The sequence below is a fragment of the Ensifer sp. PDNC004 genome (assembly GCF_016919405.1).
GTDB lineage: Bacteria > Pseudomonadota > Alphaproteobacteria > Rhizobiales > Rhizobiaceae > Ensifer.
Map to the genome: position 1 here is coordinate 701188 of NZ_CP070352.1, position 23960 is coordinate 725147.

Sequence of the window (23960 nt, forward strand, 5' to 3'; positions counted from 1 at the left end):
ACATGTCAGACACTCCATCCTCATCCTCCCTCGTTGGCAGGATCGGCGGGCTCTTGATGCTTGCGCTGGCGATTGCCTATGGCATCGGCGGCAGCCAGATCGAATATGCCTTCGCTTCGGACCCGCTCGGTCCGCGCGTTGTGCCGGTACTGCTCGCCATCATCCTCGCGGCGCTTTGCCTTCTCTATCTGAAAAGCCCTGGTTCGACGGAAGCCTTCCCGAAGGGGCAGTTGCTCGTGAAGATCGCCGCGGTGCCGCTGCTGCTGTTCACATCGGCATTGCTCCTGGAGCCCGCCGGCTTTGCCGTCTCAATCTTCCTTCTCACCCTCGGCGTCGGCTGGATCTTCGGCGCGCCCTTGCGTCTCGCCGTCGTCGGCGCCGTCGGGCAGGCCGCCCTCTGGTGGTTTGTCTTTTCCTACCTGCTCGACGTCTATCTGCCCGCCGGTCGGCTGTTTGGCTGACCCGCCGGTTATGGAGTGATATCAATGAACCTCGATTATCTCTGGAACGGCTTTACCGTCGCGCTGACGATGCAGAACTTGCTCATCGGCCTTGTCGGCTGCTTTATCGGCACCCTGGTCGGCGCGCTGCCGGCGATCGGTCCGATCAACGGCATCGCGCTGCTGCTGCCCATCGCCTATACGATGGGCCTGCCGGCCGAAAGCACGATGATCCTGCTCGCCGCCGTCTATTGCGGCGCCGAGTATGGCGGCCGCATCTCCTCGATCCTTCTGAACGTGCCGGGCGATGCCGGCGCCGTGATGACGGCGCTCGACGGCAACCCGATGGCTCGCCAGGGCCGCGCCGGCGAGGCGCTGATGCTCTCGGGCCTCTCCTCCTTCGTCGGCGGGGTCTTCGGCGCCGTCGGGCTTGCGCTGTTCGCGCCGCTGCTTGCGGGCCTCGCGATCGGCTTCGGCCCGGCCGAATATTTCGTGCTGATGGTCTTTGCCTTCGCCACGCTCGGCTCCATGGTCGGCAGCCAGCCGGTAAAGACGCTGATCGGCTGCACGCTCGGCCTGATGCTCGCAACGGTCGGCCTCGACGCCACCTCCGGCGCCTACCGCTTCACCTTCAACGAGCCAGAACTCGGTGACGGCATCGAATTTGTCGTGCTGGTCATCGGCCTGTTCTCGGTGTCCGAGGCGCTGCTGATCCTCGAGCACCAGGCAAGCGGCGTCACGGTCATCCGCGAGCTCGGCCGCATGACCGCCCGCCTCGACGACATCCGCAAATCGATCGGCGCGACGCTGCGCGGCTCAGTCATCGGCTTTATCGTCGGCGTGCTGCCCGGCACCGGCGCATCGGTTTCGAGCGCGGTTTCCTACACCACGGAAAAGCGCATCTCCGACACCGAGGGCACCTTCGGCAAGGGCGACGTGCGCGGCCTGACGGCACCGGAGGCGGCCAACAACGCCACCGCCTGCGGCGCCTTCGTGCCGATGCTGACGCTCGGCGTGCCCGGCTCCGGCACGACCGCCGTCATGCTCGGCGCGCTGATGCTCTACAACATCCAGCCGGGCCCGATGCTGATCACCGAGCGGCCGGAAGTGGTCGGCGGCCTCGTCGCGTCGCTGTTCATCGGCAACGTGCTGCTGCTTCTCCTCAACCTGCCGCTCGTCAACATCTTTGCCCGCGTGCTGACAGTGCCGAACTGGCTGCTGGTTCCGGGCATCCTGGTGCTGTCGATCGTTGGCGTCTATTCGACCCACGCGTCGGTGTTCTCGATCCTTCTGATGCTCGGCATCGGCGTTATCGGCTGGATGCTTCGAAAGGCCGGCTTCGACATGGCGCCGATCATCCTCGGCTTTGTGCTCGGGCATGTGATGGAGGTGAACCTGCGCAATGCGCTGGCGATCAGCGGCGGCGACATCTCGATCCTGTTCCAGAGCAAAATCTCTATCATCCTCTGGATTCTGGCGGGCGCCATGGCCGTGATGCCGCTTCTTGTCGGCTGGAGGAAGGCGAAGCGCATGAAGACCGCGACGAGCTAGCTGATCGCCTCCCTGTCGGCTGCTTGGACAGCGGTGCGCGAACTCATCGCGCGCCGCTGTTGTCGTTTTGGGCGGCAGCAACTTAAGACTATAAATCCAGTATAGACACTTTTGTCTACGCATGTTCTAAGGGGCGCCATCGAGGAAGAGGAACGCCGTGACCCCAGAACTCCGCCCCTATAGCCTGGTCTGCGACGCGGTCGCCTTGCTGTTCCAACCCTATGCCGAGGTCGTGCTGCATGACCTCGCAACCGAAACCGTCGTCCATATCGCCGGCAACTTCTCCAAGCGCGAGATCGGCGAACCCTCGCTGCTGAGCGAAATCGGCTTCAGGGAAGGCGATGGGATCATCGGCCCCTACGAAAAGGTCAACTGGGACGGGCGCTCGATCAAGGCGATCAGCGCGGTCTTGCGCGATGCGGCCGGCAAGGCGATCGGCGTGCTTTGCATCAATGCCGATGTCTCGGACTTCCATGCAGCACTCCGCACGCTCAACGCGCTCGTCCGCGTTCCCGTCGACGCCGACAAACCAGAGAGCCTGTTCAAGGAGGACTGGCACGAGCGCGTCAACGAATATGTCCAGCAGTGGACGGCTGTCCGGGGCCTGACGATCTCAACATTGAGCCGGACCGATAAGCAGGCGCTGGTGATCGCGCTTTCTTCAAACGGCGCCTTCGGCGGCAAGAATGCCGCGTCCTACATCTCGCGCATCCTCGGCATGGGCCGCGCAACCGTCTACAAATATCTGAGCCAGGGGAGCGCGCCATGATCGTCGTCGGCCGCGAGAAACTCGCATCCCTGCCGCTGCTGACGCTTGCCGCACCGGCCATCCGCGACGCCTACATCGCCGTCACGGATGGCCGCGCCAACGTGCCGCCGGTCGGCTATCTGCCGCTTCCGGGGCGCAATGCGGATTGCCATATCAAATATGGCTACATCGACGGCGATCCGATCTTCGTCGTGAAGATCGCCTCCGGCTTCTACGACAATCCGGCCAAGGGATTGCCCTCGAGCAACGGCATGATGGTCGCGGTATCCTCGCAGACCGGCGACGTGGTGGCCGTGCTCGACGACAAGGGGCTGCTCACCGATCTTCGCACCGGCATCGGCGGTGCGATCGCGACGATGGCGCTCTGGCGCAAGGACGCGCGGAGGATCGGAATCGTCGGCACCGGAACGCAGGCGCGCATCCAGATCCGGGCGCTTGCCGCACTCTCGGATCGACCGCTGCGGTTCACGGTCTGGGGGCGATCCATGGAACGGGCCAACGCCGTGCTTGCCGACCTTGAGGACCTCGAACTTTCCATCGCTGCAACGACCGATCTCGAAACCCTCTGTCGCCAGTCCGATGCGATCGTCACCACGACGCCATCGAAGGAGCCGCTGATCCGATCGGACTGGATCGCGCCTGGCACCCATGTCACCGCCATGGGTGCGGACGCACCCGGCAAGCAGGAGCTCGACATTGCCCTCGTTGCGCGCGCCGACCGGCTGGTCGCCGATCTCGCCGAGCAATGCTTTGACCATGGCGAATTTTCTGCAGCGGCCCGCGCCGGGCTGATCGGTACGGACCGCTGTGTCGCGCTCGGCGCGATCCTTTCCGGTGCGGCCAAAGGCCGGCGCTCGGACCGTGACATCACCATCGCCGACCTCACGGGGATCGCGACACAGGACATCGCCATCGCCCGCACCGTGCTCGATGAACTCGGCCTGCTCGGCCGCCTGCAAGGAACAACCCAATGACCAAAGACGTCCTCGAAACGGCGGCGCGCTCTGTCCGTGCGCGCCAGCGCATCCGCCCCTTCATCTATGAGACGCCGCTGATCCCCTCGCGCACGATCGGGCAGCAAACATGCTCGACGGTGCTGTTCAAGGCGGAAAACCTGCAGTTGACCGGCTCCTTCAAGATCCGCGGTGCTGCGAGCAAGATGACCTCGCTGCCCAGGGACCATCAGGTGATCACGGCCTCTTCCGGCAACCACGGCATTGGCGCTGCCCATGCAGCAAGCGCGATCGGCCAGAAACTGACGGTCGTGCTGCCCGAAATCGTCAAGCCGGCGAAGCTGGAGCGCATCCGCGCCTACGGCGTCGACGTCGTCCTCCACGGCTCCGAAACCGGGCTTGCCGAACAGCATGCACAGCAACTGGCCGCGACCGAAAAGCTCGGCTACGTCTCGCCCTACAACGACCCGGAAATCATCGCCGGCCAGGGCACGATCGCGCTTGAACTGCTGGAGCAGGCCGAGCGCATCGACAATGTCTTCATCGCCATGGGCGGTGGCGGACTGATCAGCGGCATCGGCTCGGTGCTGAAGAGCTTCAGCCCGTTGACCCGCGTCATCGGCGTTTCCGCCGCAAATTCGGCGGCGCTCGCGGCTTCGATGAAGGCCGGCCGCGTGGTCGAAACCGAACACCTCGACACGCTCGCCGATGCCGTCGCCGGCGGTCTTGACGAAGACAGCATTACACTCGGGCTGGCGATGGCCGTCGTCGATGAGGTCGTGACCTGCTCCGAAGCCGAGATTGCCGCGGCGATGCGAGACGTGCTTCTCGATGAGCATATGCTGGTCGAAGGAGCGGCAGCTCTCGCGCTCGCCGGCTTCCGGCAGATCGCAGCAAAATGCGCCGGCCAGACCAATGTCGTCCTGCTCTGCGGCAGCAATATCGACAGCGCCAGCGTGCTGCCTTCATTGCTGGGCTAGAGGCGCCGCTGCATGGCCCTGCCCCGCCTCTAGAGACTGACGCGCTCCACGTAGTAGCGCGGGATCTTCACCCGGTCCCGGTCGCGGTAGAAGTCGATGCAGAAATCGACGAAGGCCTTGAACCGCTTCGAGACGTGCCGGCGGCGCGAATAGATGAGGTTGATCGCCGTCTGCGGCGAGCGCCAGTCCGATAGCACCGGCTCGAGCAGCCCCGCCTGCCGCTCGGTCTCGACGAAAAAGTCGGGCAGATAGGCGATGCCTTCGCCGGCGACGGCGAAATACTTGATCGTCCAATAGTCGTTGGTGGTGCAGGTGGCGGTCGGAAGCAGATCCACCTCGTCCTCGCCGGGCTGCGTCAGATACCAGGACTGCAACCGCGTCGGCTGGCGGAAGACGAGGCCGCGATGGCCGGTGAGCGCATCCGGATCATCCGGCTGGCCATGGCGGGCAATGTATTGCGGGCTGGCGAAGAGGCCGTAGGATGAGACCGAAAGCCGCCGGCTGATGTAGTCCACGTCGGAAGGCTCGCCCCAGTGGAAGATGCCGTCGAGCGCCTGTTCGGTGACGTCGGAGAATGGCTGGCGTGAGGACAGGAACACGACGTCGAGATTGACCTGCGGATATTGCTGGCGGAAGGCGTAGAGCAGTTCCGAGGTGATGGTCGTGCCGAATTCGCCGGTCGAGCCCACGCGCAGAGTGCCCGCCACATCCTGGCGCATCTCCGCCATCGCCGTTGCCGCATCGTCGCAATTCGACTGGATCAGGCGGGCGTAGCGCAGGAACTCCGCGCCGGCATCGGTCACATGCAACTGATGGCCCTCGCGCACGAAGAGCTCGATGCCGAACTCATCCTCCAATTGTCGGATCTTATGGCTGAGCGTCGATTTCGGCAGGCGATGGCGCCTGGAAGCCGCTGAAATCGAACGCGAATCCGCAACTTTCACGAAGCAGTCGATAAGCGAGAGATCCATTTTTCGTCCAAAATCTTGTACGATATGTCCAGAGATTAGCCTATTTCGGCCCATTGTGTAAACGACTGGGAATTGGGAATATTCACTGGAGCTAAGGGAGAAGAGGTTCCAGTGAGCGATATCAGAGAATTCATTCGCGCCGCATCCGGCACCGGCGGCAAGGCAACCCTGGCAATCCGCGGCGGTCGCCTGGTTAACGTCGTTTCGGAAGAGATTTATCAGGCCGACGTCGCCATCTATGGCGAACGCATTATCGCGGTCGGCGACATCTCCGACTATATCGGGCCCGAGACGAAGATCGTCAACGCCACCGGCAAGTACCTGGCACCGGGCATGATCGACGGACATCTGCATGTCGAATGCTCGAAGATGTCGCTGACGAGCTTTGCCAAGGCTGTCGTGCCGCTCGGCACCACCTCGATCGTCACCGGTCTCGACCAGATCATCGTCGTCGGCGGCCCCGCCGCTGCGCGCGAGTTCCTCGATGAAGCCAAGCAAACGCCGCTCAAGGTCTTCTGGGGCGCGCCATGCAAGACGCCCTACACCATGCCGCGTTCGACCGTCGGCCACTATTTCAGCCCGGCCGATCACCAGGCGACGCACCACTGGCCGGAATGCGTCGGCATCTGGGAGACCGTGCGCGAATTCATCCAGGAAGAGGACGCAGACGTCCTGGCGGCGCTCGAACTTGCCGAAAAGAGCCGGCTTCCCGTACTCGGCTGCTGCCCGATGACCCGCGGCGCGCGGCTCAACGGCTACCAGCAATCGGGCGTGCGCGCCGATCATGAAAGCTACACGCCCGAAGAAATGCTCGAAAAGCTGCGGGCCGGCATGCATGTGGTCGTGCGCGAATCCTCGATCTCGCACTTCCTTGCCGACAACCTGCGCATCGTCACGGAAATGGGCGTCAAGGCGTTGCGCCGCATCAGCTTCTGCACCGACGACGTGGTGGCGAGCGACATCCTCAAGCGCGGCCATCTCGACAACATGGTCCGCATGGCGATCGCCATGGGCATTTCGCCGATGGCGGCGATCCAGATGGCAACCATCAACGGCGCCGATGCGCTCCGCATCGACGACAAGGTCGGCTCGATCTCGCCCGGCCGCGCCGCCGACATCCTGCTCGTTAACGACCTGCGCAATTTCAACATCGAAACCGTCGTCGCCAAGGGCGAGGTGGTCGCCCGCGATGGCAAGATGGCGATCGAGCTGACGCCGCCTGAGCGGAGCGTCGCCCTGCTCAATTCGGTCAAGGTAAAACCGCTGCAGCCCGGCGATCTCAAGGTTGCTTATCATGGCGCCGGCGAGACGGCGGACGCGATGGCGATCGCCGTCACCCCGGAAAAGATCTTCGTGCGCACCCGCCGCGACGTGACGCTGAAGGTCAAGGATGGCGAGGTTTTCGCCGATCCCGCGGCGGACGTCCAATATGTCACCGTCGTCGAGCGCTACGGCAAGACAAGCAACCGCCCGGTCGCCTTCACCTCCGGCTTCGGCCTCAAGCAAGGGGCGATCGCCAGTTCCACCGCCCCGGACGACAACAACATCATCTGCATCGGCGCCGATCTTGAGGACATGCGCATCGCCATCAATCACCTGATCGCCAACAATGGCGGCCAGGTGGTGGTCCGGAACGGCAACGTCGAGGCCTTCCTGCACCTGCCGATTGGCGGCATCGTCTCCGACATCGAGCCGGCCGAGATGGCGGCGCTGGAAGATGAGCTCGACGACGCGGCCCGCGCGCTCGGCTGCTCGCTGCCCTGGCCCTTCATGTACATGTTCGTGTTGCAGATCACGGCGATCCCGGAATATGCGATCACCGATCTCGGTGTCGTCGACTGCGTCGGGCTGAAGGTGATCTCGCCGTTTTCGCCCGCCGGCGGGGACGAGCGCGCCGTCGCTGCGGAATGATGCCTTGGAAGGGGGCCGGTCACGCCGGCCCCCTTCTTCGTTCAAAAAAAGGGGAACAAGATGAACTATCAGAACAAGTCCGTGGAGGCGGCACCGAGCCCGGAGACATCCTGGCTCGCGGCGCTGCTCGACCGCTACTTCCAGATTTCGCGGCTCGGCTCGACCGTCCGCACCGAGATTCTCGCAGGCCTCACCACCTTTCTCGCCGCCTCCTACGTCATCGTCGTCAATCCCTCGATCCTCTCGCATGCGGGCATTCCGTTTTCGGCCGGCGTGACGGCGACGGTGCTCGTCAGCTTCATCGGCAGCTGCGCCATGGGGCTTTATGCGCGCAGCCCCATCCTGGTGGCGCCCGGCATGGGCATCAACGCGCTCTTTGCCTACACCATGGTGGTCGGCGCCAAGGTGCCGCTCGAGGTCGCGCTCGGCTGTGTCTTCTGGGCCGGCGTGCTCTTCACCGTCATGGCCTTCTTCAACCTGCGCCAGACCATCATCGAGGCAATCCCGGTCGATCTGCGCTATGGCATCGCCTGCGGCATCGGCCTGTTCATCGCGCTGATCGGCCTGGAAAACGCCAAGTTCATCGTCGCCAACCCCGACACGATCGTCGGCCTGACGCAATTCAACCCGGTCACCCTCACCTTCATCGCCGGCTTCGTGCTGACAGTGGCGCTGGTGGTGCGGCGGGTGCCCGGCGCCATGATGGCCGGCATGATCCTCACCACCATCCTGTCGATCCCGATCGGCCGTTGGTGGGGCGATGGAGCGGCGTTTTGGCCGGAGACGCCCGACGTCCACACGCTCGTCAACTGGAGCGGCTTCTCCGCTGCGCCCGATTTCAGCTTCGTCGGCCAGATCGATCTCCTGGGCGCGCTGAACCTAATCTACCTGCCCTTCATCTTCGTCTTTCTGTTCACCAACTTCATCGAGGCGCTCTCGACTTTCCTCGGCCTTGCCGAAGCGGCCGACCTCAAGGATGAAAACGGCATGCCGCGCAACATCCGGGAATCGATGCATGTCGACGCGATCGCGGCGCTGATTTCCGCACCGCTCGGCACCAGCCCGGCGACCGTCTATCTCGAATCCGGCGCCGGCATCCAGCAGGGCGGACGCACCGGTCTCGTCGCGCTGGTGGCGGGTCTTCTCTTCGTGCCCTTCCTGTTCCTGTCGCCGTTGCTTTCTCTGGTGCCGGCGGTCGCGACCGCACCGGTGCTGATCCTCACCGGCCTTTTCATGTCCGAGCCGATCAGCAACATCCGCTGGAGCACGCTCGACGAGGCGATCCCTGCCTTCCTTGCGATCGTCTTGATCCCGCTCACCTTCTCGATCACGCTCGGCCTGTCGCTTGCGATCATCGCCTATGTGCTGATCAAGCTGGTCTGCGGCCGGGCCGGCGATGTAAGACCGGTCATGTGGTTCGTGGCGCTGCTTGCCGCAGCACTCGTCGCCCAGACCCAGTAACCGCCAGAAAATCCTTCGGCGCCCTCGATGGTGGGGCGCCGACATCGCCCATCCGAAGGAAACTGTCATGCTTCAATCCTGGTCGAAGACCGCACCCGAACTGGTCGACGTCGCCATGGGCCGCAAGCCCGCCGATCTCGTGATCCGCAACGGCAAATGGGTCAACGTCTACTCCGGCGAAATCATCCCCGGCACCGACATCGCCGTCAAAGCCGGCCGCTTCGCCTATGTCGGCCCGGACGCCAGCCACACGATCGGCGACGGCACCAAGGTCGTCGACGCCGCCGGCCGCTATCTCGTTCCCGGCCTCTGCGACGCGCACATGCATGTGGAAAGCGGTCTCGTCACCGTCACAGAATTTGCCCGCGCGGTCATTCCCCACGGCACCACCACGATGTTCATCGACCCGCACGAGATCGCCAACGTGCTTGGCCTCGACGGCGTCCGGCTGATGAATGAGGAAGCGCAGAGCCTGCCGATCAACGTGCTCGTCCAGGTGCCGAGCTGCGTGCCGAGTGCGCCGGGTCTCGAGACCGCCGGCGCCGAGCTTTCGGCTGAGGATGTTGCCGAGGCGCTTGCCTGGCCGAACGTCATCGGCCTTGGCGAAATGATGAATTTCCCCGGCGTCGCCGGAAACGACCCGAAGATGATGGCCGAAATCGCCGCCACCCAGGATGCGCGGCTCACCGTCGGCGGACACTATGCCTCGCCGCATCTCGGCCGCGAGTTCCACGCCTATGCCGCCGGCGGCCCGGCCGACGACCATGAAGGCACGACGGTCGACGACGCAATCGCCCGTGTTCGCCAGGGGATGCGCGCCATGCTGCGCCTCGGCTCGGCCTGGTACGATGTAGCGGCACAGATCAAAGCCGTCACCGAATCCGGCCTCGACCCGCGCAATTTCCTGCTCTGCACCGACGACAGCCATTCCGGCACGCTGGTTCACGACGGCCACATGAACCGCGTGGTCCGCCATGCCATCGCGCAAGGCCTGAAGCCCGTCACAGCGATCCAGATGGCGACGCTGAACACCGCGCAGCATTTCGGCCTCGAGCGCGAAATCGGCTCGATCGCACCGGGTCGCCGGGCAGACTTGATCGTCACCTCGGATCTCGCCGCCCTGCCGATCGAAATGGTCTTTGCCCGCGGCGAGCTGATGGCCGAAAACGGCGCGCTGGCGCGCGATATCCCGGCCTATGCCTACCCGGAAAGCGCCCGCAACACGGTCCACCTCGGCCGGTTGTTGGCGGCCGCGGATTTCGACATCCCATCCAACGCACGGGCGACACGCGCGCGGGTCAACGTGATCGGCGTCGTCGAGAACCAGGCGCCGACGCGGGCGCTTCAGGCCGAAGTCGCGATCGAAAACGGCCTCGTGCAGATGGACCGGGCCAACGACGTCTGCCAGATCGCACTCGTCGAGCGCCACCGCGGCACCGGCGACGTGGTCAACGCCTTCGTCTCCGGCTTCGGCTATGACAGCGATTGCGCCATGGCGAGCACCGTCGCGCATGACAGCCACCACATGATCGTCGTCGGCACGAACAAGGCGGACATGGCTATGGCCGCCAACCGCCTGCACGAGGTCGGCGGCGGCATCGTCGTCATCAAGGAAGGCCGCGAACTGGCCCTGGTCGAGCTGCCGGTCGCCGGCCTGATGTCGGATCAGCGGGCGGAGATCGTCGCCGAGAAAGCGGCCGCCATCGTCGAGGCGATGCGCGCCTGCGGCTGCCGGCTCAACAACGCCTATATGCAGCACTCGCTGCTGGCGCTCGTCGTCATCCCGGAACTCAGGATTTCCGACAAGGGCTTGATCGACGTCCGGACCTTCCAGAAGACCGACGTGATTCTGAGCACGCACTGAGCGTGACAGCGATTGGCCACCGGCAACCCGGTGGCCAACGGGCTCGTGGTTCTTAATTCCGGGTGATCGCGGGATGGGTGAAGCCACATAATCCCCTGAAAACTTCCTTTATGGTTAACCGATACTTAAACGGAGCCAACTAGGTCCGTTGCCCAGGCGTATGTGCCGTTTGCTTGACCGCGACCGGCCGCAGTAGACACCTGAAACCCCTGTTGATACGGCGTCCCACAATGGGACATGCGCGCAGGCGGGGCCGAAGCGCCCACAGCCGTTCCGCCCCAAATTGCATGCAATGATGGCAAATGATACAAGAGGAAGCTTATATACAACCGTGTGGGGCAAAGGATATCGAGCAGCGCCCGCCATGCTCCGAAACGAGGTTTCCACAGGTAAGATCGCAGGCAGCCTATTGGCATTGACCCGGGCGGGCGACGCGGTAGCTTTGCAGAAGGACGAGCCGAACCGGAGCTCCGCCGGAGCGGGCTTTTATATTCTTCCGGCGCGTTCGAAACAGAGAGGGAAAGGCAAGCATGCCGGACACTGATGCAACCTTGTCTGCTTCAGCTTCAGTGCAGGATCCCGTTGCGGCTCATATGGACGAAGTCCTCTCGTTCTATGACGAAGCCTTTCATCTGACCAGCGCCTCGCCGGCGCTGCAGGAAACCTACGAAGTCGGCACGCTTGTCGATGCCACCCTGTGGCACCTCTATCCCGAATTGCTTGCGCCCGTTTCCAAGGCGGCGGTCGAATCCGTCATCGCCTACGGCGTGCCGCGCAGCGTCGAAGTGGTCGACGCCGTTACCAAGTCGCGACGCACGCTGCTCGTCTTCCGCGCCATGCGCGGCATCGGCGTGCTCGAAACGAGCGGCCGCGCCACACGCCGCGAGGTCGGCAGCCATGGCGAAAGCGAGCGCGCGCTGCTGCTGCACCAGGCGACCCACGATGTGCTGACGGGCCTGCCCAACCGGCGGCAGTTCAGCGACGACCTGCAAAGCATCCTGCCGACACCCGGCGAGAAGCTGGCGCTGATGCAGATCGACCTCGACGATTTCAAGCCGGTCAACGACACGCTGGGTCACGGCGCCGGCGACGCCGTCCTCAAGATGGCGGCCGAGCGCATTCGCGGCGCCCTTCGCGACCGCGAAGTCTCCTATCGTCTGGCCGGCGACGAATTCGCCGTCATCCAGCGGCAAAGCGATCAGCCGGCGGACGCCGAATATCTCGCCGAGGCACTGATCGAGGCGTTCAGCGAACCTTTCACCATCGACGGCATCTCCGTCTTCGTTGGCGCCAGCATCGGCATTGCCATTGCGCCGAATGACGGAAACGACATCGAGCAACTGATGAAGGCGGCGGACATCGCACTCTATGCCGCCAAGAAGGACGGACGAGGCCGGGCAAAGACCTTCAGCCGCTCCATGCTGATCGTGCTGGAACAGCGCGAGATGCTGCGCCGCAGTCTGCGTACCGCGCTGCAGGACAAGCAGTTTTCGATCGAGTACCAGCCACTTGTCGAACCGCCGTTCTCGATCGTCGGCTTCGAGGCGCTGGTGCGCTGGCACCATCCGCTTGTCGGAACGATCCCGCCCAACGTCTTCATCCCGATGGCGGAAGCCGATGGCCTGATGAACGAAATCGGCCAATGGGTTCTGGAGGAGGCCTGCCGGCAGGCTGCCACCTGGCCGTCGCACTTCACCGTCGCAGTCAACCTGTCGCCGGCGGAGTTCCTGCGGGAAGGCCTGACAGACCGGATCGCCCAAGCGCTCGACATGTCGGGCCTGAGAGCCGACCGGCTGGAGCTGGAGGTCACCGAATCGGTGCTGCTTGAACGCACGACCAACAATCTCGACACGCTGAACACGCTCAACGTGCTCGGCATCCAGATCTCGCTCGACGATTTCGGCACCTTCTATTCGTCGCTCAGCTACCTCAAGAATTTCCCCTTCGATACGATCAAGATCGATCGCTACTTCATCAAGGATCTGGAAAGTGACGATAAGAGCCAGACGATCGTCCGGTCGATCATCGGTCTTGCTCACGGTCTTGGCATGCGCGTGACCGCCGAAGGTGTCGAGACGATCGGGCAGGCCGTCTGGCTTCGAAAAGAGGGTTGCGACCGTCTGCAAGGTTATTTCCTGGGCATGCCCATGCCGGCGGACGCGATCGGCGCCTATCTTCGCCGCTCATCTGCAATGGCAACGCTGTAGCCTCCGCATCCGTGCGTTGCGCCCGATGCGACGCGAGGCAAAACCCGGGTTGTCTTTCTGCAAGATCCCGGGGTTGCGTGGTTAGAAATCATTATAGAAAGTGGCGTATGGCCGTGGCAGAGTTCGGGGTGCGGAGGACATTGCTGCATGGGTGCTAGTGTCAACAAGACCACGGAAGCGGCTTTCGAGCCGCTGCTTCAGTTTGATATGGAGATGGAAGATTTCCTTTCGGACTGGCACCATTGCGATCATGTCTCGAGCTATCTCGCCCGGATGATCAGCCACAACAGGACCGATCCGGTACGGCATTCGAACTTCTTTTCCTCCGCCCTCAACGAGCTTCTGGAAGTTTCGTTTCGCGGCGGCACCACCGACGGAAAGATCGGCCTGTCGATCTATCGCCAAGGCGCCACGGAACGGGTTCAACTGAGCTTTCCATGCCCGCCTGGTCAGGCGCGCTTCTATCGCGAGGCGGTCTCGAAAACCCGTGAGAGCGATGCCCAGGCCCGCTATCTCGACGCCATTTCCAACGACCTTGCCCCCAGCCGGGAATCGGTGCTTCTGGACCTCGCGGTCAACTATGACGCCCGTCTTCGGCTTGACGAGGAGGCGGCCCCGGCCATCACCCTGATCGTGGATCTTCCCCTTGAAGGAATGGTGAGTTGATCGCAGCGAGCCTTCCTCAGCGTTTCAAGGTCGACTTCGATCCGAACAGCCAGATCTTCTCGCTTGCCGGAACGATCCGTCCGCGGTCGATCGATGAAATCGCCGAGAGTATCCATGCGCTGCGGGAAGCGATCGATACGGTGCGCGGCGTTCTCTATATCGATGTGAAGCGCCTCATCCAGATGAACAACACGGCCTTCCAGGCCTTCATCCGGGTGGCCCTCGACGCCTGCCGCGAGCGGTCGGACCTGCGCCTGATCGTCGTCACGTCAAGCGTCGTCAGCTGGACGACGCGCATGTTCCGGCACCTGAGCACGATCGAGCCGCAGATCTCAGTCGAGGTCTACGATTCGATGTTCTATCCCGGCCAGGACTATTTCGAGGATACGAGCTTCATTCCAATCCTGCGCGCGCAGACGAAATTGACCTGGCGTCACGAGCGCACCATCCTGCCCCGCCACGGCATGCGGCCCGGTATCGCCGTGGCCGACATCTGCTGCGGCATCGGCGATTTCGCCGTGCTCGCGCAGAAGGAGTTCCAGCCGTCGCGGATCGTCGCCCTAGACCACTCGAAGCCGAGCCTCGCCTATGCCCGCAAGGTGGCCGCCGAGTTCGGCGTTACGGATATCGAATACACCTACGGCGATGCGTCGGAGATGCTGCTCGAGGACAACCAGTTCGACTTCGTGAGCTGCCGCCACTCGCTGCAGGTCTTCAATCAGCCGGAACTGCTTCTCAAGGAACTCTATCGAATCGTGAAGCCGGGCGGCCGCGTCTACATAACCAACGAGAAGAACTCGCACTGCCTCGGCGAGCCGCGAGCGCAAAGCATCCAATGGACCTACAATGAGCTCGCGCGGCTTTTGACCAATTTCGAGATCGATGTGGAGTTCGGGCCGAAGAGCCGGCGCTATCTCGCCGACACGGGCTTCGACGACATCCTGGTCGAATCCTTCATGGTCACCAATCTGGACGGTGATCCACAGGATTTCGCCGATATCATCGCCGGCTGGGAGAAGATGTTTGCGGACATGGCGGTGAGGCACGGCGAAACACCCGAATTCATTGAGCGGTTCCGTCAGGGCTTCCGGGATCACGTCTTCGCTGCCCTGCATCCGAAGGGTTATGCGGGCTGGCCGATCTGGGCAGCGTCCGGGCGCAAACCACTATGAACGCGAGCAATATCCAACGTCCCCGGTTCGGTTTGAGATCCTTTCGCGCCAAGTTCGTTCTGGTGGTCGGCAGCGCCGTGCTCTTCGACCTCCTGCTGACAGGCGGCTTGGCGCTCTGGAACGTTCAAAGGCTGTCGCGCGACGCGACGACGGAGGTCGGACAAGGCCTGCAAAACGCCAACGAAGATTACATGCTCACCTATGCGGAATCGACGGCCGCACGGGTTAATCTTCTGCTCGGCCAGGTTCACGCCGACGTCGCCACACTCGCAGGCGTAATCCAGGCGCAGATCGACCGCCCCGTGCGCCGCTCCGACGTCGGTGAAGCGCTTGCGCGGCATGCACCGGAATCCGTTACCGTCACCTACGATGCCAAAGGTGGGTGGGCGCAGAACCTTCCGGGGCAGCTCTCGAGCGTAAGCGTGTGGAGCTACTTGCTTGGCCCCGACCACCGACCCCTGCCCGAGGTGCAGGCCGATATCGAGAACAGTGCCGTTCTCGATCTGGTTGCGCCTGCCTTGCTTGAGCACGGCCGCTCCAAACTGCAGATGTACTACGTCGGGCCAAAGGAACGGCCGATCTTGCGGATGGCGCCCTATGCGGACCAGGCGCAGACGTTCGACCGTCTCTATCCCGGCCACAACGAAGCCAACTTCTGGAACTTCTTCTTCCCCGGTCTGTACGATTCCTGGGAGGAATGGGCGAAGAACCCAAGCCTCAGGCCCGTTGCAGCCGATACCACGCAGACGGCCCCCTACACCGATGCGGCCTCGGGCAAGCTGATCGTCAGTTTCTTCCAGCCGCTCTGGACACCCGACCGCAAGGGTGTCGCCGGAGCGACCGGAACCGATATCACGCTCGACCAGCTGGCCGAGGTCGTCGAAAGCGTCAAGGTCGGCGACAGCGGCTTCGGATTTCTGGTGATGTCCGACGGCAACGTGCTTGCCATCAATCCGGTCGGCGAAAAGGTGATCGGCCTGCGGCGATCCAGCGACACGGGTGGACAAGGCGTCACCGGACTGGAGCGCTCGCTGCGCCGCAGCGCGCAGCCCGCAATCGCCGAGCTGCCGCTCGGCACCGATGGCGCCATTCAGCGCGTGCTGCTCGACGAAGCCGGTGAGAAGGTCCCCTATCTCATACTCCTGAAGCAGCTCGAGCCGGAGAACCTCTGGGTATCCGGCCCGGTGCGCCGCGAGACCATGTCGATCGGCATCGTCGTACCGGAGCGGGAAATCTACGCCTCGCTGTTTGCGGCACAGGCGAGTATCTCCGAAGCGACGAACCGCATCCTCATCTACCAGATCCTGGCCCTGCTCGCTTCGCTGCTGTTCGTCACGCTCGCCGTGTTCGGCATCTCCAAGCGGGTGACCCGCGGCATCAGCGCGCTCGCCGGAGCGGCAACCAGCATCGAAGCGAAGGACTATTCCGTCCGTGTGCCCATCACCACGCGCGACGAGGTCGGTGAAGCCGCTATCGCCTTCAACAGAATGGCTGAGGAGATCAGCTACCACACCGAGAACCTCGAAAACCTGGTGACCGAACGCACCAAGCAGCTCGAGGACGCCAACCATCAGATTTCGACGCTGAACACACAGTTGCGCAGCGAGAACCTGCGGCTCGGCGCCGAGCTTGCCGTTGCCAAGCAGATCCAGATGATGGTGCTGCCGAAGGCAGGCGAGCTCGCGGAAATCGCCGATCTCGAAATCGCCGCCTATATGCGACCGGCCGACGAGGTGGGCGGCGACTATTACGACGTGCTGCGCGACGGCGAGCGGCTGAAGATCGGCATTGGCGACGTGACCGGCCATGGCCTTGAAAGCGGCGTATTGATGCTGATGGTGCAGTCGGTCGCAAGAGCCCTGCAGGAAGCCGGCGACATGGACCCGGAGCAGTTCCTCAATCGCCTCAACCGCGCCATCTACAAGAACATCGTGCGCACCAACACCGACAAGCATCTGTCGCTCGCCTTCCTCGACTACGACGCCGGCCGCCTGACGCTGTCGGGGCAGCACGAAGAACTGATCGTCGTTCGCAAGGGAGCTGAAATCGAGCGGATCGACACGCTCGACCTCGGCCTGCCGATCGGCCTGGAATCGGACATTTCGCGCTTTGTTGCCACCCGCGAGATCTCCTTCGGTCGCGGCGACATGATCGTGCTGCACACGGACGGCGTGACCGAGGCTGCGAACGCCAAGGGCGAACTGTTTGGCATCGAGCGACTGTGCGAGAGTGCCGGAAAGTTTTACGGACAGAGCGCCGAGGACGTCAAATCGGGTATCATCGAGGACCTGATGGCGCATATCGGCAAGCAGAAGATCTACGACGACATCACACTCGTCGTCATGAGACACAGGTGATCAGATGACCACGCTCTACGGACTGGCGGACCTGACGATCGGCGCCCACCAGAAGATGACCCGGTTGCGTCTCTACGACGGGCCGCTGGATCTCAGCTGGAAGCATTGCGCCATGGCTTCGGATTTCGTCGCGGAACTGGCGGCGCTGCGCTACCGCGCGTCGCGCAACACCTATCGGGAAGTGCGCCACAACATCGGCTACCTGACCAACGAACTGGTCGAGAATGCCGTGAAGTTCCGCGCTTCCGGGTCCGTAGTCGTCGAGGCCGCCCTCGAGGCTCAAAGCTTCCGCACGAAAGTGTCGAACGTGATCGACAACGAAGCGGCCGCGCGCTTCCAGGATCTTTTGTCCGAGATCGCCGACGGCGACCCGGGCGACCTGCTCATCGAGCGCATCGAAGCCAACGCAACCGGGCTCGGCAAGAGCGGCTCGGGGCTTGGTCTTTTGACGCTGATGAGCGATTATGGCGTTCGTTTCGCTTGGGTTTTTGGCGCCCAGGGTGACGACGGCGAAACCTCATTGGAGACTTATGCCTCCATTGCGGTCCCAGACCTCTCGAACTGATGAGCCGGTGAACATGGAAAACAAGGACGAAGAAGAGTATCGCGTTTGGTCCGAAGGCAACGATATTCATTTTGAAGGCACGATGCGGCTGCCGGGAACGGAAGCCTATGCGCCGATCTTCTCGACGGTGATGGGCGTGCTGGAGACCGAGCCTGAGCACGTCACGATCGACCTCACCGAACTGCAGTTCCTGAACTCGTCCGGGATCAACCTGCTCGCCAAGCTGACGATCGAGGCACGCAACCGCCCGAACGTGCAATTGACGGTGCGCGGAACCTCGGAGATCCCGTGGCAGTCGAAATCGCTGCCGAACCTCAAGAAGCTGCACCCCGGCCTCGATCTCAGGCTCAACTGAGATCGCACCGTGCCGGGAACCGGTTCCCGTAGTTAAAGCCTGAGCATCGCGCGCCCCACCGGCGCGCGATGCGCGTTGTGTATGCGAACCAGCGCTACCAGCCGATGACAAATGCGGTCGGCAAGAGCGGTCGCGCGCCCTCTACACCTTTCTCTCCCTCTCGTCGTCACGCTTGACTCTCCGAACGCCTCGCCCTATCGGTCAAATCATCCGATGACTTGATGAGCAGACGATGCAACCGATCAATCGTACGAGCCTTGCCGAGAGCGCTGCCGAAAGCCTGCGGGCGGAAATCCTCGGCGGCCGCTGGGCCATTGGCGAGCGTATTCCCAACGAGACGGCGCTGACGGAACTCCTGGCGGTGAGCCGCGGGACCGTGCGCGAGGCCGTTCGCGTCCTGATCTCGAAAGGGCTGCTCGACGCCCGCCAGGGCTCCGGTACCTATGTCCGCTCGACGGTCGACAGTTCCGGCGCGCTTGACCGCGTCAAGCGGGCGAGCCTGCGCGACCAGTGGGAGGCGCGCGCGGCCCTCGACGTGGAAGCCGCCCGCCTGGCGGCGCTCCGGCATACGCCCAAGGATCTGGAACAGATGAAGCGCCTTCTTCTCGCCCGCGGTACGGTTGCCGATGGCGGGCGTGAGGCCTTCGGCCGACGCGATATCGCTTTCCACCGGTCGATCGTCGAAGCCTCCGGCAACAGGGCGATCGTCGAGCTCTATGACTTTTTCACCTCGGCCATTCTCGAAACCATCCACTCGACGCTGTCGGGCGACCTGCCGGAGCCGGACGACCGGGCGCATGCGGCTATCGTCGAGGCCATAGCGACCAGTGACCCGGACAAGGCCGCGGCCGCCGTTCGGGCGTTCATGGCCCCCGTCCTCGCTGAACTTGATCGGCTACTTTCCCAATGAACCAGACTTTTCGTGACGCCCACAAAACCGAAGCCGTCGAACCGCTGGACATCGAAGATCAGCTGATCGATGCCGAGGCCGACAGCGTGCCAGCCCCGCAGCCACCGGTGCTGAGCCGCAACGCCCGCATCCTTTTGGGCGCCAGCCTCGTGCTCATCGCCTTCAACCTCCGGCCGCTGTTTTCGAGCCTTTCGGTGTTGCTGCCCGAAGTGATGCAGGCGACCGGCCTTTCCACCGCAAGCGCCAGCGTGCTCACCACCCTGCCGGTGCTTTGCCTCGGCCTCTTCGCGCCGCTTGCGCCGAAGCTCGCGCAGCGCTTCGGCGCCGAACGCACGCTTCTCGGGGTGCTCGTGCTGCTCACGCTCGGCACCGGCCTGCGCGGCATCCAGTCCGTGCCGCTGCTTTTCCTTTCGACATTTGCCGCGGGCGCGGCGATCGCGATCGGCAACGTGCTGCTTCCAGGTCTTGTCAAGCGTGACTTTCCCGACCGGGCCGCGATGATGACGGGCCTTTACACCATGGCGCTCTGCGCCGGTGCTGCCGGCGCCGCCGGCCTGACGCTGACGATCGAACACCATGTGGTCGGCTCCTGGTCCGGCGCGCTTGCGGCCTGGGCGGTACCCGCCCTCATCGTACTGATGATCTGGGCGCCGCAGGCGCTGCGCGGCAAGGCGCAAGCTCGCCACAGCGGCTTCCGCGTCGTCGGCCTCTGGCGCGATCGGCTCGCCTGGCAGGTGACCCTGTTCATGGGGCTGCAATCCGCGCTCGCCTATTGCGTTTTCGGCTGGATGGCGCCGATCCTGCGTGAGCGTGGCCTCGATGCCGCAACCGCCGGCGCGGTGGTCTCCGCGTCGATCATGATGCAGGTCGTCACATGCTTGGCTGTGCCTTCCTTCGCCGTCCGTCGCCGCGACCAGCGCGCCGTCTGCGTGGCGCTCGTCGCCGCTGCCGTCGTCGCACTGATCGGCATCCTCTTTGCGCCGCTCTCGACGGTGCTCGTCTGGGCCGTTCTGCAAGGGATCGGCCAGGGCGGCCTCATTGCCGCGGCGATGACACTCATCGTGTTGCGCTCGCCCGATTCCCACGTGGCGGCGCATCTCTCCGGCATGGCCCAGGGCGTCGGCTACGTGCTCGCCGCCATTGGCCCGCTGCTTGTCGGCTTCATCCGCAGTTGGACCGGCAGCTTCGCCGCCAGCGCCATTCTCTTCATCGCGCTCGGCATCGGCGTGGCGATCATGGGAATGGGCGCGGGACGGGCGCTGCATGTCGGTGCGCGAACCGTCCGGATAGATGAGCGCTAAGACGGACGGATTGGAGTTAGAACAATCCAAAGGGCTCCCCCTTCCCAGGCGGAGCCCTTTTTCTCGCGGTCAGCGCTCGGATCAGGCCGCGGCCGCCACCGGCTGGTAGCGCGGCGCTGGCCGGAAGGTGAGCGCGATCAGGAACGCGCCGAGGCCGATGCCCCAGGAGCCGATATAGAGCCAGGTGTAGCTCGCCAGCGCATCATAGATCAGACCCCCGGCAATCGGTCCCGTCGCCATGCCGAGGCTGCCGGCCATCGCCGTTCCGCCGATCACCGTCCCCATCATCCGCAAGGGGAAATTCTCACGCGCAAGCACCGCATAAAGCGGCATGACGCCCGCATAGATGAAGCCGAACAGGGCCGCGACCGCGTAGAACGAGCCGAGCCCGGCGGCAAAGACATAGGCAAGCGCCCCGAAGGCCTGGGCGAGCAATCCGAGAACCAGCACGCGCTTGGCCCCGAAGCGGTCACCGAGCAGGCCGAAGACGACGCGGCCGCCCATGCCGGCGAGACCCTCGACGCTGTAGATCGACACGGCCGCCATGACCGGAATACCGCACGTGATGGCGTAGCTCACCGTGTGGAAGATCGGGCCGGAATGGGTGGCGCAGCAGAAGAAGTTGGTCAGGAGCAGGATGATGAAGAGCGGCGATTTCAGCACCTGGCTGGTCGTCATCGACGACTGCGGCTCTTCCTCGGGCGACGCCGCGGCAGCGCCGCCGGCAAGGGCCGGCGCCTGGCGAACGAGGAACGAGACCGGGATCATGATGACGGCGACGACGAGCGCGATGATCTGGAGAGCGGTCCTCCAGTCGTAGGCGGAAACCAGCCAGGCGGCAAAAGGCGACATCGTCAACGGCGCCATGCCCATGCCGGCAGACACGAGCGAGACAGCGAGGCTCCGATGCGTGTCGAACCAGCCGGTCACGCAGGCCATCATCGGCGCGAAGATCGCGGCCGTCGCCGTGCCGACGACGACACCGAAGAGGATCTGGAAGGCGATCAGCGAGGTCGCCCAGCTTGCCGCCATCAGGCTGACAGCCAGGAGCACCGAGCCAATGAGCACGATCGGGCGTGCGCCCCACCGGTCGGAAAGGCTGCCCCAGGCGATGCTGGCAAAGGCCATGGCCAGGAAGCCGATGGTCATGGCGCTCGAAACGCCGGTCACCGACCAGCCGGTATCACGCGAAATCGGCAGCAGGAACACCGGAAGCGAAAACATGGCGCCGATCGCCAGGCAGCCGAGCAAGCCGCCCGCCGCCACGATGACCCAACGGTAATGCGAATTGGTCATTGCAATCTCCTTCGAGCCGCCCGGCCGAACGTCCGGCCACGCCGATAAATTGTGCAATCTGATCGCGCGGCGGACCGTACCTGGGACATCCCCACGAATCCGCCCGATTGAAAGACGCTCGCACCGGCACCGAGCCGACAGGAGCTCCGAAAGAATTCATAATAGTTGCGGATTCACATTCGATGCAGTCTTGAAGGCATGCGCCCCACTGTTTCCGCTTGATTGTGCGACCAAGCTTCTTTCTGTTGTCGGTTGCCACCGGAGAGATAGATAAAAGCTGGGACACGGCTTGCGGGAGTGACAAGTGTGACGGGATTTCGATGGATTCGCTGATCACGGCCGCAGCACGCGCACTGGCGTCGGGCGATCCGCTCGGCGCGCTGAAGCGGGTGGCGCTGCGTGACGATCCGCCGGCACTGGCGCTGCGCGGCATCGCGATGGCCCAGCTTGGCGACTTCACTCGCGCAAAGGTCCTGCTGAAAAACGCCGCGCGCGCCTTCGGCCCCAAGGAAGCGGTGGCGCGGGCCCGGTGCATCGTCGCCGAGGCGGAGATCGCCATCGTCTCCCGCGACCTCTCCTGGCCGACGCGGGCGCTCGACGCCGCCCGCTCGACGCTCGAAGCCCATGGCGACCACCTCAACGCCGCCCACGCCCGCAATCTCAGCGCGCGGCGGCTGCTCTTGATCGGCCGGCTGGACGAGGCCGAGGACCTTCTTGCCGGCATCGATACGGCATGGCTGACACCGCTGTCGAAAGCCGCCCACGAATTGGCGCTCGCTGGCATCGCCGTGCGCCGACTGCGAACCGAGGCCGCCACCGCCGCCTTCAGGCGCGCGGATGAGGCGGCACGGGCGACCGGCATTCCGGCCCTGATCCTCGAAGTCGAGAACGCGGCCGCCGTGCTCAAAGCGCCGGCTGCCCGCCTGATGGCGGAAGGGGAAGAGCGTTCGCTGCAGCTGGGCGAGGTCGAAGAGCTGCTTGCTTCCGGCGCCCTGGTCGTCGATGCCTGCCGGAACCTCGTCAGAAGACAAGCGACCCTGTGCACGCTAGCCACCCGGCCGGTGCTCTTTGCGCTGGCGCGCACGCTTGGTGAAGCCTGGCCGGGAGACGTCTCGCGGCGCACCTTGCTTGCCCGCGCCTTCGGCGCACGGCATGTCGATGAATCCCACCGCGCAAGGCTGCGCGTCGAAATCGGCCGGCTGCGCGAGGAACTGCGCCCGCTTGCAGATATCAAGGCGACAAGCGACGGCTTTCGGCTGGTGCCGCACGGCAAGCACAAGGTTGTCGTCCTTGCGCCGCCCGTCGACGAGCGGCATGCCACCATGCAGGCGCTGCTGGCGGATGGCGAGGCCTGGTCGAGTTCAGCGCTCGCAATCGCGCTCGACGCCAGCGCGCGCACCGTGCAACGGGCGCTCGAAGAGCTCGCCTCGCAAGGCAAGGTCATACCGATCGGGCGCGGACGGGCACGGCGTTGGGTCGTGCCGCCCATTGCCGCATTCCCGACAGTCTTGTTACTCCCCGGCCCTTTGCCAAACGAATAGGATCAGCCCCATGAAAAGATCCGAAGCCGAAATCATCCACATCTATGGCCCGTTCCCCGGGGCAGACCAGGTCCACGGCGTCACCTTCGACGGCCGCAACGTGTGGTTTGCCGCGGGTGATACGATCAACGCCTTCGACCCGGAAAACGGTGCGCCTGTCCGTTCGATCGACGTCGCCGCCCATGCCGGCACCGCGTTTGACGGCAAGCACCTCTTCCAGATTGCCGAAGATCGCATCCAGAAGATCGATCCGGAAACCGGGAAGATTCTCGCAACGATCCCGGCACCGGGCGGCGGCGGCGATTCCGGCCTTGCCTGGGCCGAGGGCACGCTTTGGGTCGGGCAGCATCGGGGCCGCAAAATTCATCAGATCGATCCCGAGAACGGCGCAATCCTGCGCACGATCGAATCCAAGCGCGTGGTGACTGGGGTGACCTGGGTCGATGGCGAACTCTGGCACGGCACCTGGGAAGGCGACGAAAGCGATCTCAGGCGCATCGATCCGCAAACGGGAGCCGTGCTTGAAACGGTCGCCATGCCGTCCGGAATGGGCGTCTCGGGCCTGGAATCCGATGGCGGCGAACGCTTCTTCTGTGGCGGCGGCCCGAGCGGCGTCGTCCGGGCGGTTCGCCGACCGAAGCGGGCGCGCTGAAACCACTGACGATGATCTGCTGGTGACAACTACGGCTG

The 23960-nt window shown here is 64.0% G+C and carries 20 protein-coding genes; 18 read left to right on the forward strand and 2 right to left on the reverse strand.

The genetic code is table 11. From position 1 onward, the window contains the following. Positions 1–2: 2 nt before the first annotated feature. The 5 genes from JVX98_RS03115 to JVX98_RS03135 all read left to right on the forward strand — a co-directional run bounded on the left by JVX98_RS03115 (position 3) and on the right by JVX98_RS03135 (position 4693). Positions 3–461 carry a tripartite tricarboxylate transporter TctB family protein gene (locus tag JVX98_RS03115; RefSeq protein ID WP_205236826.1) on the forward strand — a complete coding sequence of 153 codons (459 nt, stop codon included), beginning with the start codon at positions 3–5 and terminating at the stop codon, positions 459–461. Positions 462–485: 24 nt separating this feature from the next. Then, the gene (locus JVX98_RS03120; RefSeq protein ID WP_205236827.1) at positions 486–1991 is read left to right on the forward strand and encodes a tripartite tricarboxylate transporter permease; all 1506 of its coding nucleotides are present in this window, start codon (positions 486–488) and stop codon (positions 1989–1991) included. Positions 1992–2148: 157 nt separating this feature from the next. Next, positions 2149–2760 carry a transcriptional regulator gene (locus tag JVX98_RS03125; protein ID WP_192449451.1) on the forward strand — a complete coding sequence of 204 codons (612 nt, stop codon included), beginning with the start codon at positions 2149–2151 and terminating at the stop codon, positions 2758–2760. Next, a complete protein-coding gene (locus tag JVX98_RS03130; RefSeq protein WP_205236828.1) occupies positions 2757–3734 on the forward strand; it encodes an ornithine cyclodeaminase family protein in 978 nt (325 codons plus the stop codon). Before JVX98_RS03125 ends, JVX98_RS03130 begins: the two co-directional genes overlap by 4 nt. Further along, the gene (locus tag JVX98_RS03135; protein WP_205236829.1) at positions 3731–4693 is read left to right on the forward strand and encodes a pyridoxal-phosphate dependent enzyme; all 963 of its coding nucleotides are present in this window, start codon (positions 3731–3733) and stop codon (positions 4691–4693) included. The genes JVX98_RS03130 and JVX98_RS03135 overlap by 4 nt, the downstream gene beginning before the upstream one ends. 29 nt (positions 4694–4722) lie before the next feature. On the opposite strand, the gene JVX98_RS03140 is transcribed toward JVX98_RS03135, so the two are convergent. After that, positions 4723–5664, reverse strand: a complete 942-nt coding sequence (locus tag JVX98_RS03140) for a LysR family transcriptional regulator (protein WP_205236830.1) — start codon at positions 5662–5664, stop codon at positions 4723–4725. A gap of 111 nt (positions 5665–5775) precedes the next feature. Between JVX98_RS03140 and JVX98_RS03145 the strand changes: the two genes are divergently transcribed. The 11 genes from JVX98_RS03145 to JVX98_RS03195 all read left to right on the forward strand — a co-directional run bounded on the left by JVX98_RS03145 (position 5776) and on the right by JVX98_RS03195 (position 20433). Beyond that, positions 5776–7575: an adenine deaminase gene (locus JVX98_RS03145; RefSeq protein ID WP_205236831.1), complete on the forward strand. Its 1800-nt coding sequence runs from the start codon at positions 5776–5778 to the stop codon at positions 7573–7575. Between the two features lie 60 nt (positions 7576–7635). After that, complete coding sequence (locus JVX98_RS03150; protein ID WP_205236832.1) at positions 7636–9036, forward strand: NCS2 family permease; 1401 nt, start codon at positions 7636–7638, stop codon at positions 9034–9036. 67 nt (positions 9037–9103) lie between these two features. Beyond that, entirely contained in the window at positions 9104–10900 is a 1797-nt protein-coding gene (gene ade / locus JVX98_RS03155) for an adenine deaminase (RefSeq protein ID WP_205236833.1), read from the forward strand. A gap of 530 nt (positions 10901–11430) precedes the next feature. Next, on the forward strand, positions 11431–13107 hold the full coding sequence (locus JVX98_RS03160; RefSeq protein WP_205236834.1) for a bifunctional diguanylate cyclase/phosphodiesterase: 1677 nt from the start codon (positions 11431–11433) through the stop codon (positions 13105–13107). Between the two features lie 147 nt (positions 13108–13254). Next, positions 13255–13773, forward strand: a complete 519-nt coding sequence (locus JVX98_RS03165) for a ubiquinone biosynthesis methyltransferase UbiE (protein WP_205236835.1) — start codon at positions 13255–13257, stop codon at positions 13771–13773. Continuing rightward, complete coding sequence (locus JVX98_RS03170; protein ID WP_043624447.1) at positions 13770–14945, forward strand: class I SAM-dependent methyltransferase; 1176 nt, start codon at positions 13770–13772, stop codon at positions 14943–14945. Before JVX98_RS03165 ends, JVX98_RS03170 begins: the two co-directional genes overlap by 4 nt. Further along, on the forward strand, positions 14942–17302 hold the full coding sequence (locus JVX98_RS03175; protein WP_192449442.1) for a SpoIIE family protein phosphatase: 2361 nt from the start codon (positions 14942–14944) through the stop codon (positions 17300–17302). Before JVX98_RS03170 ends, JVX98_RS03175 begins: the two co-directional genes overlap by 4 nt. Before the next feature lie 4 nt (positions 17303–17306). Beyond that, the gene (locus tag JVX98_RS03180) at positions 17307–17867 is read left to right on the forward strand and encodes an ATP-binding protein (RefSeq protein WP_043624452.1); all 561 of its coding nucleotides are present in this window, start codon (positions 17307–17309) and stop codon (positions 17865–17867) included. 13 nt (positions 17868–17880) lie between these two features. Continuing rightward, positions 17881–18222: an STAS domain-containing protein gene (locus JVX98_RS03185; RefSeq protein ID WP_043624455.1), complete on the forward strand. Its 342-nt coding sequence runs from the start codon at positions 17881–17883 to the stop codon at positions 18220–18222. A 232-nt stretch (positions 18223–18454) separates the two neighbouring features. Continuing rightward, a complete protein-coding gene (locus tag JVX98_RS03190; protein WP_205236836.1) occupies positions 18455–19132 on the forward strand; it encodes a FadR/GntR family transcriptional regulator in 678 nt (225 codons plus the stop codon). After that, positions 19129–20433 (forward strand): MFS transporter, encoded by a 1305-nt coding sequence (locus JVX98_RS03195; protein ID WP_205236837.1) that lies wholly within the window; start codon positions 19129–19131, stop codon positions 20431–20433. The genes JVX98_RS03190 and JVX98_RS03195 overlap by 4 nt, the downstream gene beginning before the upstream one ends. A gap of 81 nt (positions 20434–20514) precedes the next feature. Here the strand turns inward: JVX98_RS03195 and JVX98_RS03200 are convergent, their stop codons facing one another. After that, positions 20515–21729 carry an MFS transporter gene (locus tag JVX98_RS03200; RefSeq protein ID WP_205236838.1) on the reverse strand — a complete coding sequence of 405 codons (1215 nt, stop codon included), beginning with the start codon at positions 21727–21729 and terminating at the stop codon, positions 20515–20517. Between the two features lie 320 nt (positions 21730–22049). Between JVX98_RS03200 and JVX98_RS03205 the strand changes: the two genes are divergently transcribed. Then, positions 22050–23270, forward strand: a complete 1221-nt coding sequence (locus JVX98_RS03205) for a helix-turn-helix domain-containing protein (protein ID WP_205236839.1) — start codon at positions 22050–22052, stop codon at positions 23268–23270. Between the two features lie 10 nt (positions 23271–23280). Then, positions 23281–23922: a DUF5074 domain-containing protein gene (locus tag JVX98_RS03210; RefSeq protein ID WP_205236840.1), complete on the forward strand. Its 642-nt coding sequence runs from the start codon at positions 23281–23283 to the stop codon at positions 23920–23922. The last annotated feature ends 38 nt before the right edge of the window (positions 23923–23960 follow it).

Bases quoted from the DNA above. Each gene is read 5' to 3' on its own strand.
- JVX98_RS03115 (WP_205236826.1), top strand. From the start codon at position 3: ATGTCAGACACTCCATCCTCATCCTCCCTCGTTGGCAGGATCGGCGGG.
- JVX98_RS03120 (WP_205236827.1), top strand. From the start codon at position 486: ATGAACCTCGATTATCTCTGGAACGGCTTTACCGTCGCGCTGACGATG.
- JVX98_RS03130 (WP_205236828.1), top strand. From the start codon at position 2,757: ATGATCGTCGTCGGCCGCGAGAAACTCGCATCCCTGCCGCTGCTGACG.
- JVX98_RS03135 (WP_205236829.1), top strand. From the start codon at position 3,731: ATGACCAAAGACGTCCTCGAAACGGCGGCGCGCTCTGTCCGTGCGCGC.
- JVX98_RS03140 (WP_205236830.1), bottom strand. From the start codon at position 5,664: ATGGATCTCTCGCTTATCGACTGCTTCGTGAAAGTTGCGGATTCGCGT.
- JVX98_RS03150 (WP_205236832.1), top strand. From the start codon at position 7,636: ATGAACTATCAGAACAAGTCCGTGGAGGCGGCACCGAGCCCGGAGACA.
- ade (WP_205236833.1), top strand. From the start codon at position 9,104: ATGCTTCAATCCTGGTCGAAGACCGCACCCGAACTGGTCGACGTCGCC.
- JVX98_RS03160 (WP_205236834.1), top strand. From the start codon at position 11,431: ATGCCGGACACTGATGCAACCTTGTCTGCTTCAGCTTCAGTGCAGGAT.
- JVX98_RS03165 (WP_205236835.1), top strand. From the start codon at position 13,255: ATGGGTGCTAGTGTCAACAAGACCACGGAAGCGGCTTTCGAGCCGCTG.
- JVX98_RS03175 (WP_192449442.1), top strand. From the start codon at position 14,942: ATGAACGCGAGCAATATCCAACGTCCCCGGTTCGGTTTGAGATCCTTT.
- JVX98_RS03180 (WP_043624452.1), top strand. From the start codon at position 17,307: ATGACCACGCTCTACGGACTGGCGGACCTGACGATCGGCGCCCACCAG.
- JVX98_RS03185 (WP_043624455.1), top strand. From the start codon at position 17,881: ATGGAAAACAAGGACGAAGAAGAGTATCGCGTTTGGTCCGAAGGCAAC.
- JVX98_RS03190 (WP_205236836.1), top strand. From the start codon at position 18,455: ATGCAACCGATCAATCGTACGAGCCTTGCCGAGAGCGCTGCCGAAAGC.
- JVX98_RS03195 (WP_205236837.1), top strand. From the start codon at position 19,129: ATGAACCAGACTTTTCGTGACGCCCACAAAACCGAAGCCGTCGAACCG.
- JVX98_RS03200 (WP_205236838.1), bottom strand. From the start codon at position 21,729: ATGACCAATTCGCATTACCGTTGGGTCATCGTGGCGGCGGGCGGCTTG.
- JVX98_RS03205 (WP_205236839.1), top strand. From the start codon at position 22,050: ATGGATTCGCTGATCACGGCCGCAGCACGCGCACTGGCGTCGGGCGAT.
- JVX98_RS03210 (WP_205236840.1), top strand. From the start codon at position 23,281: ATGAAAAGATCCGAAGCCGAAATCATCCACATCTATGGCCCGTTCCCC.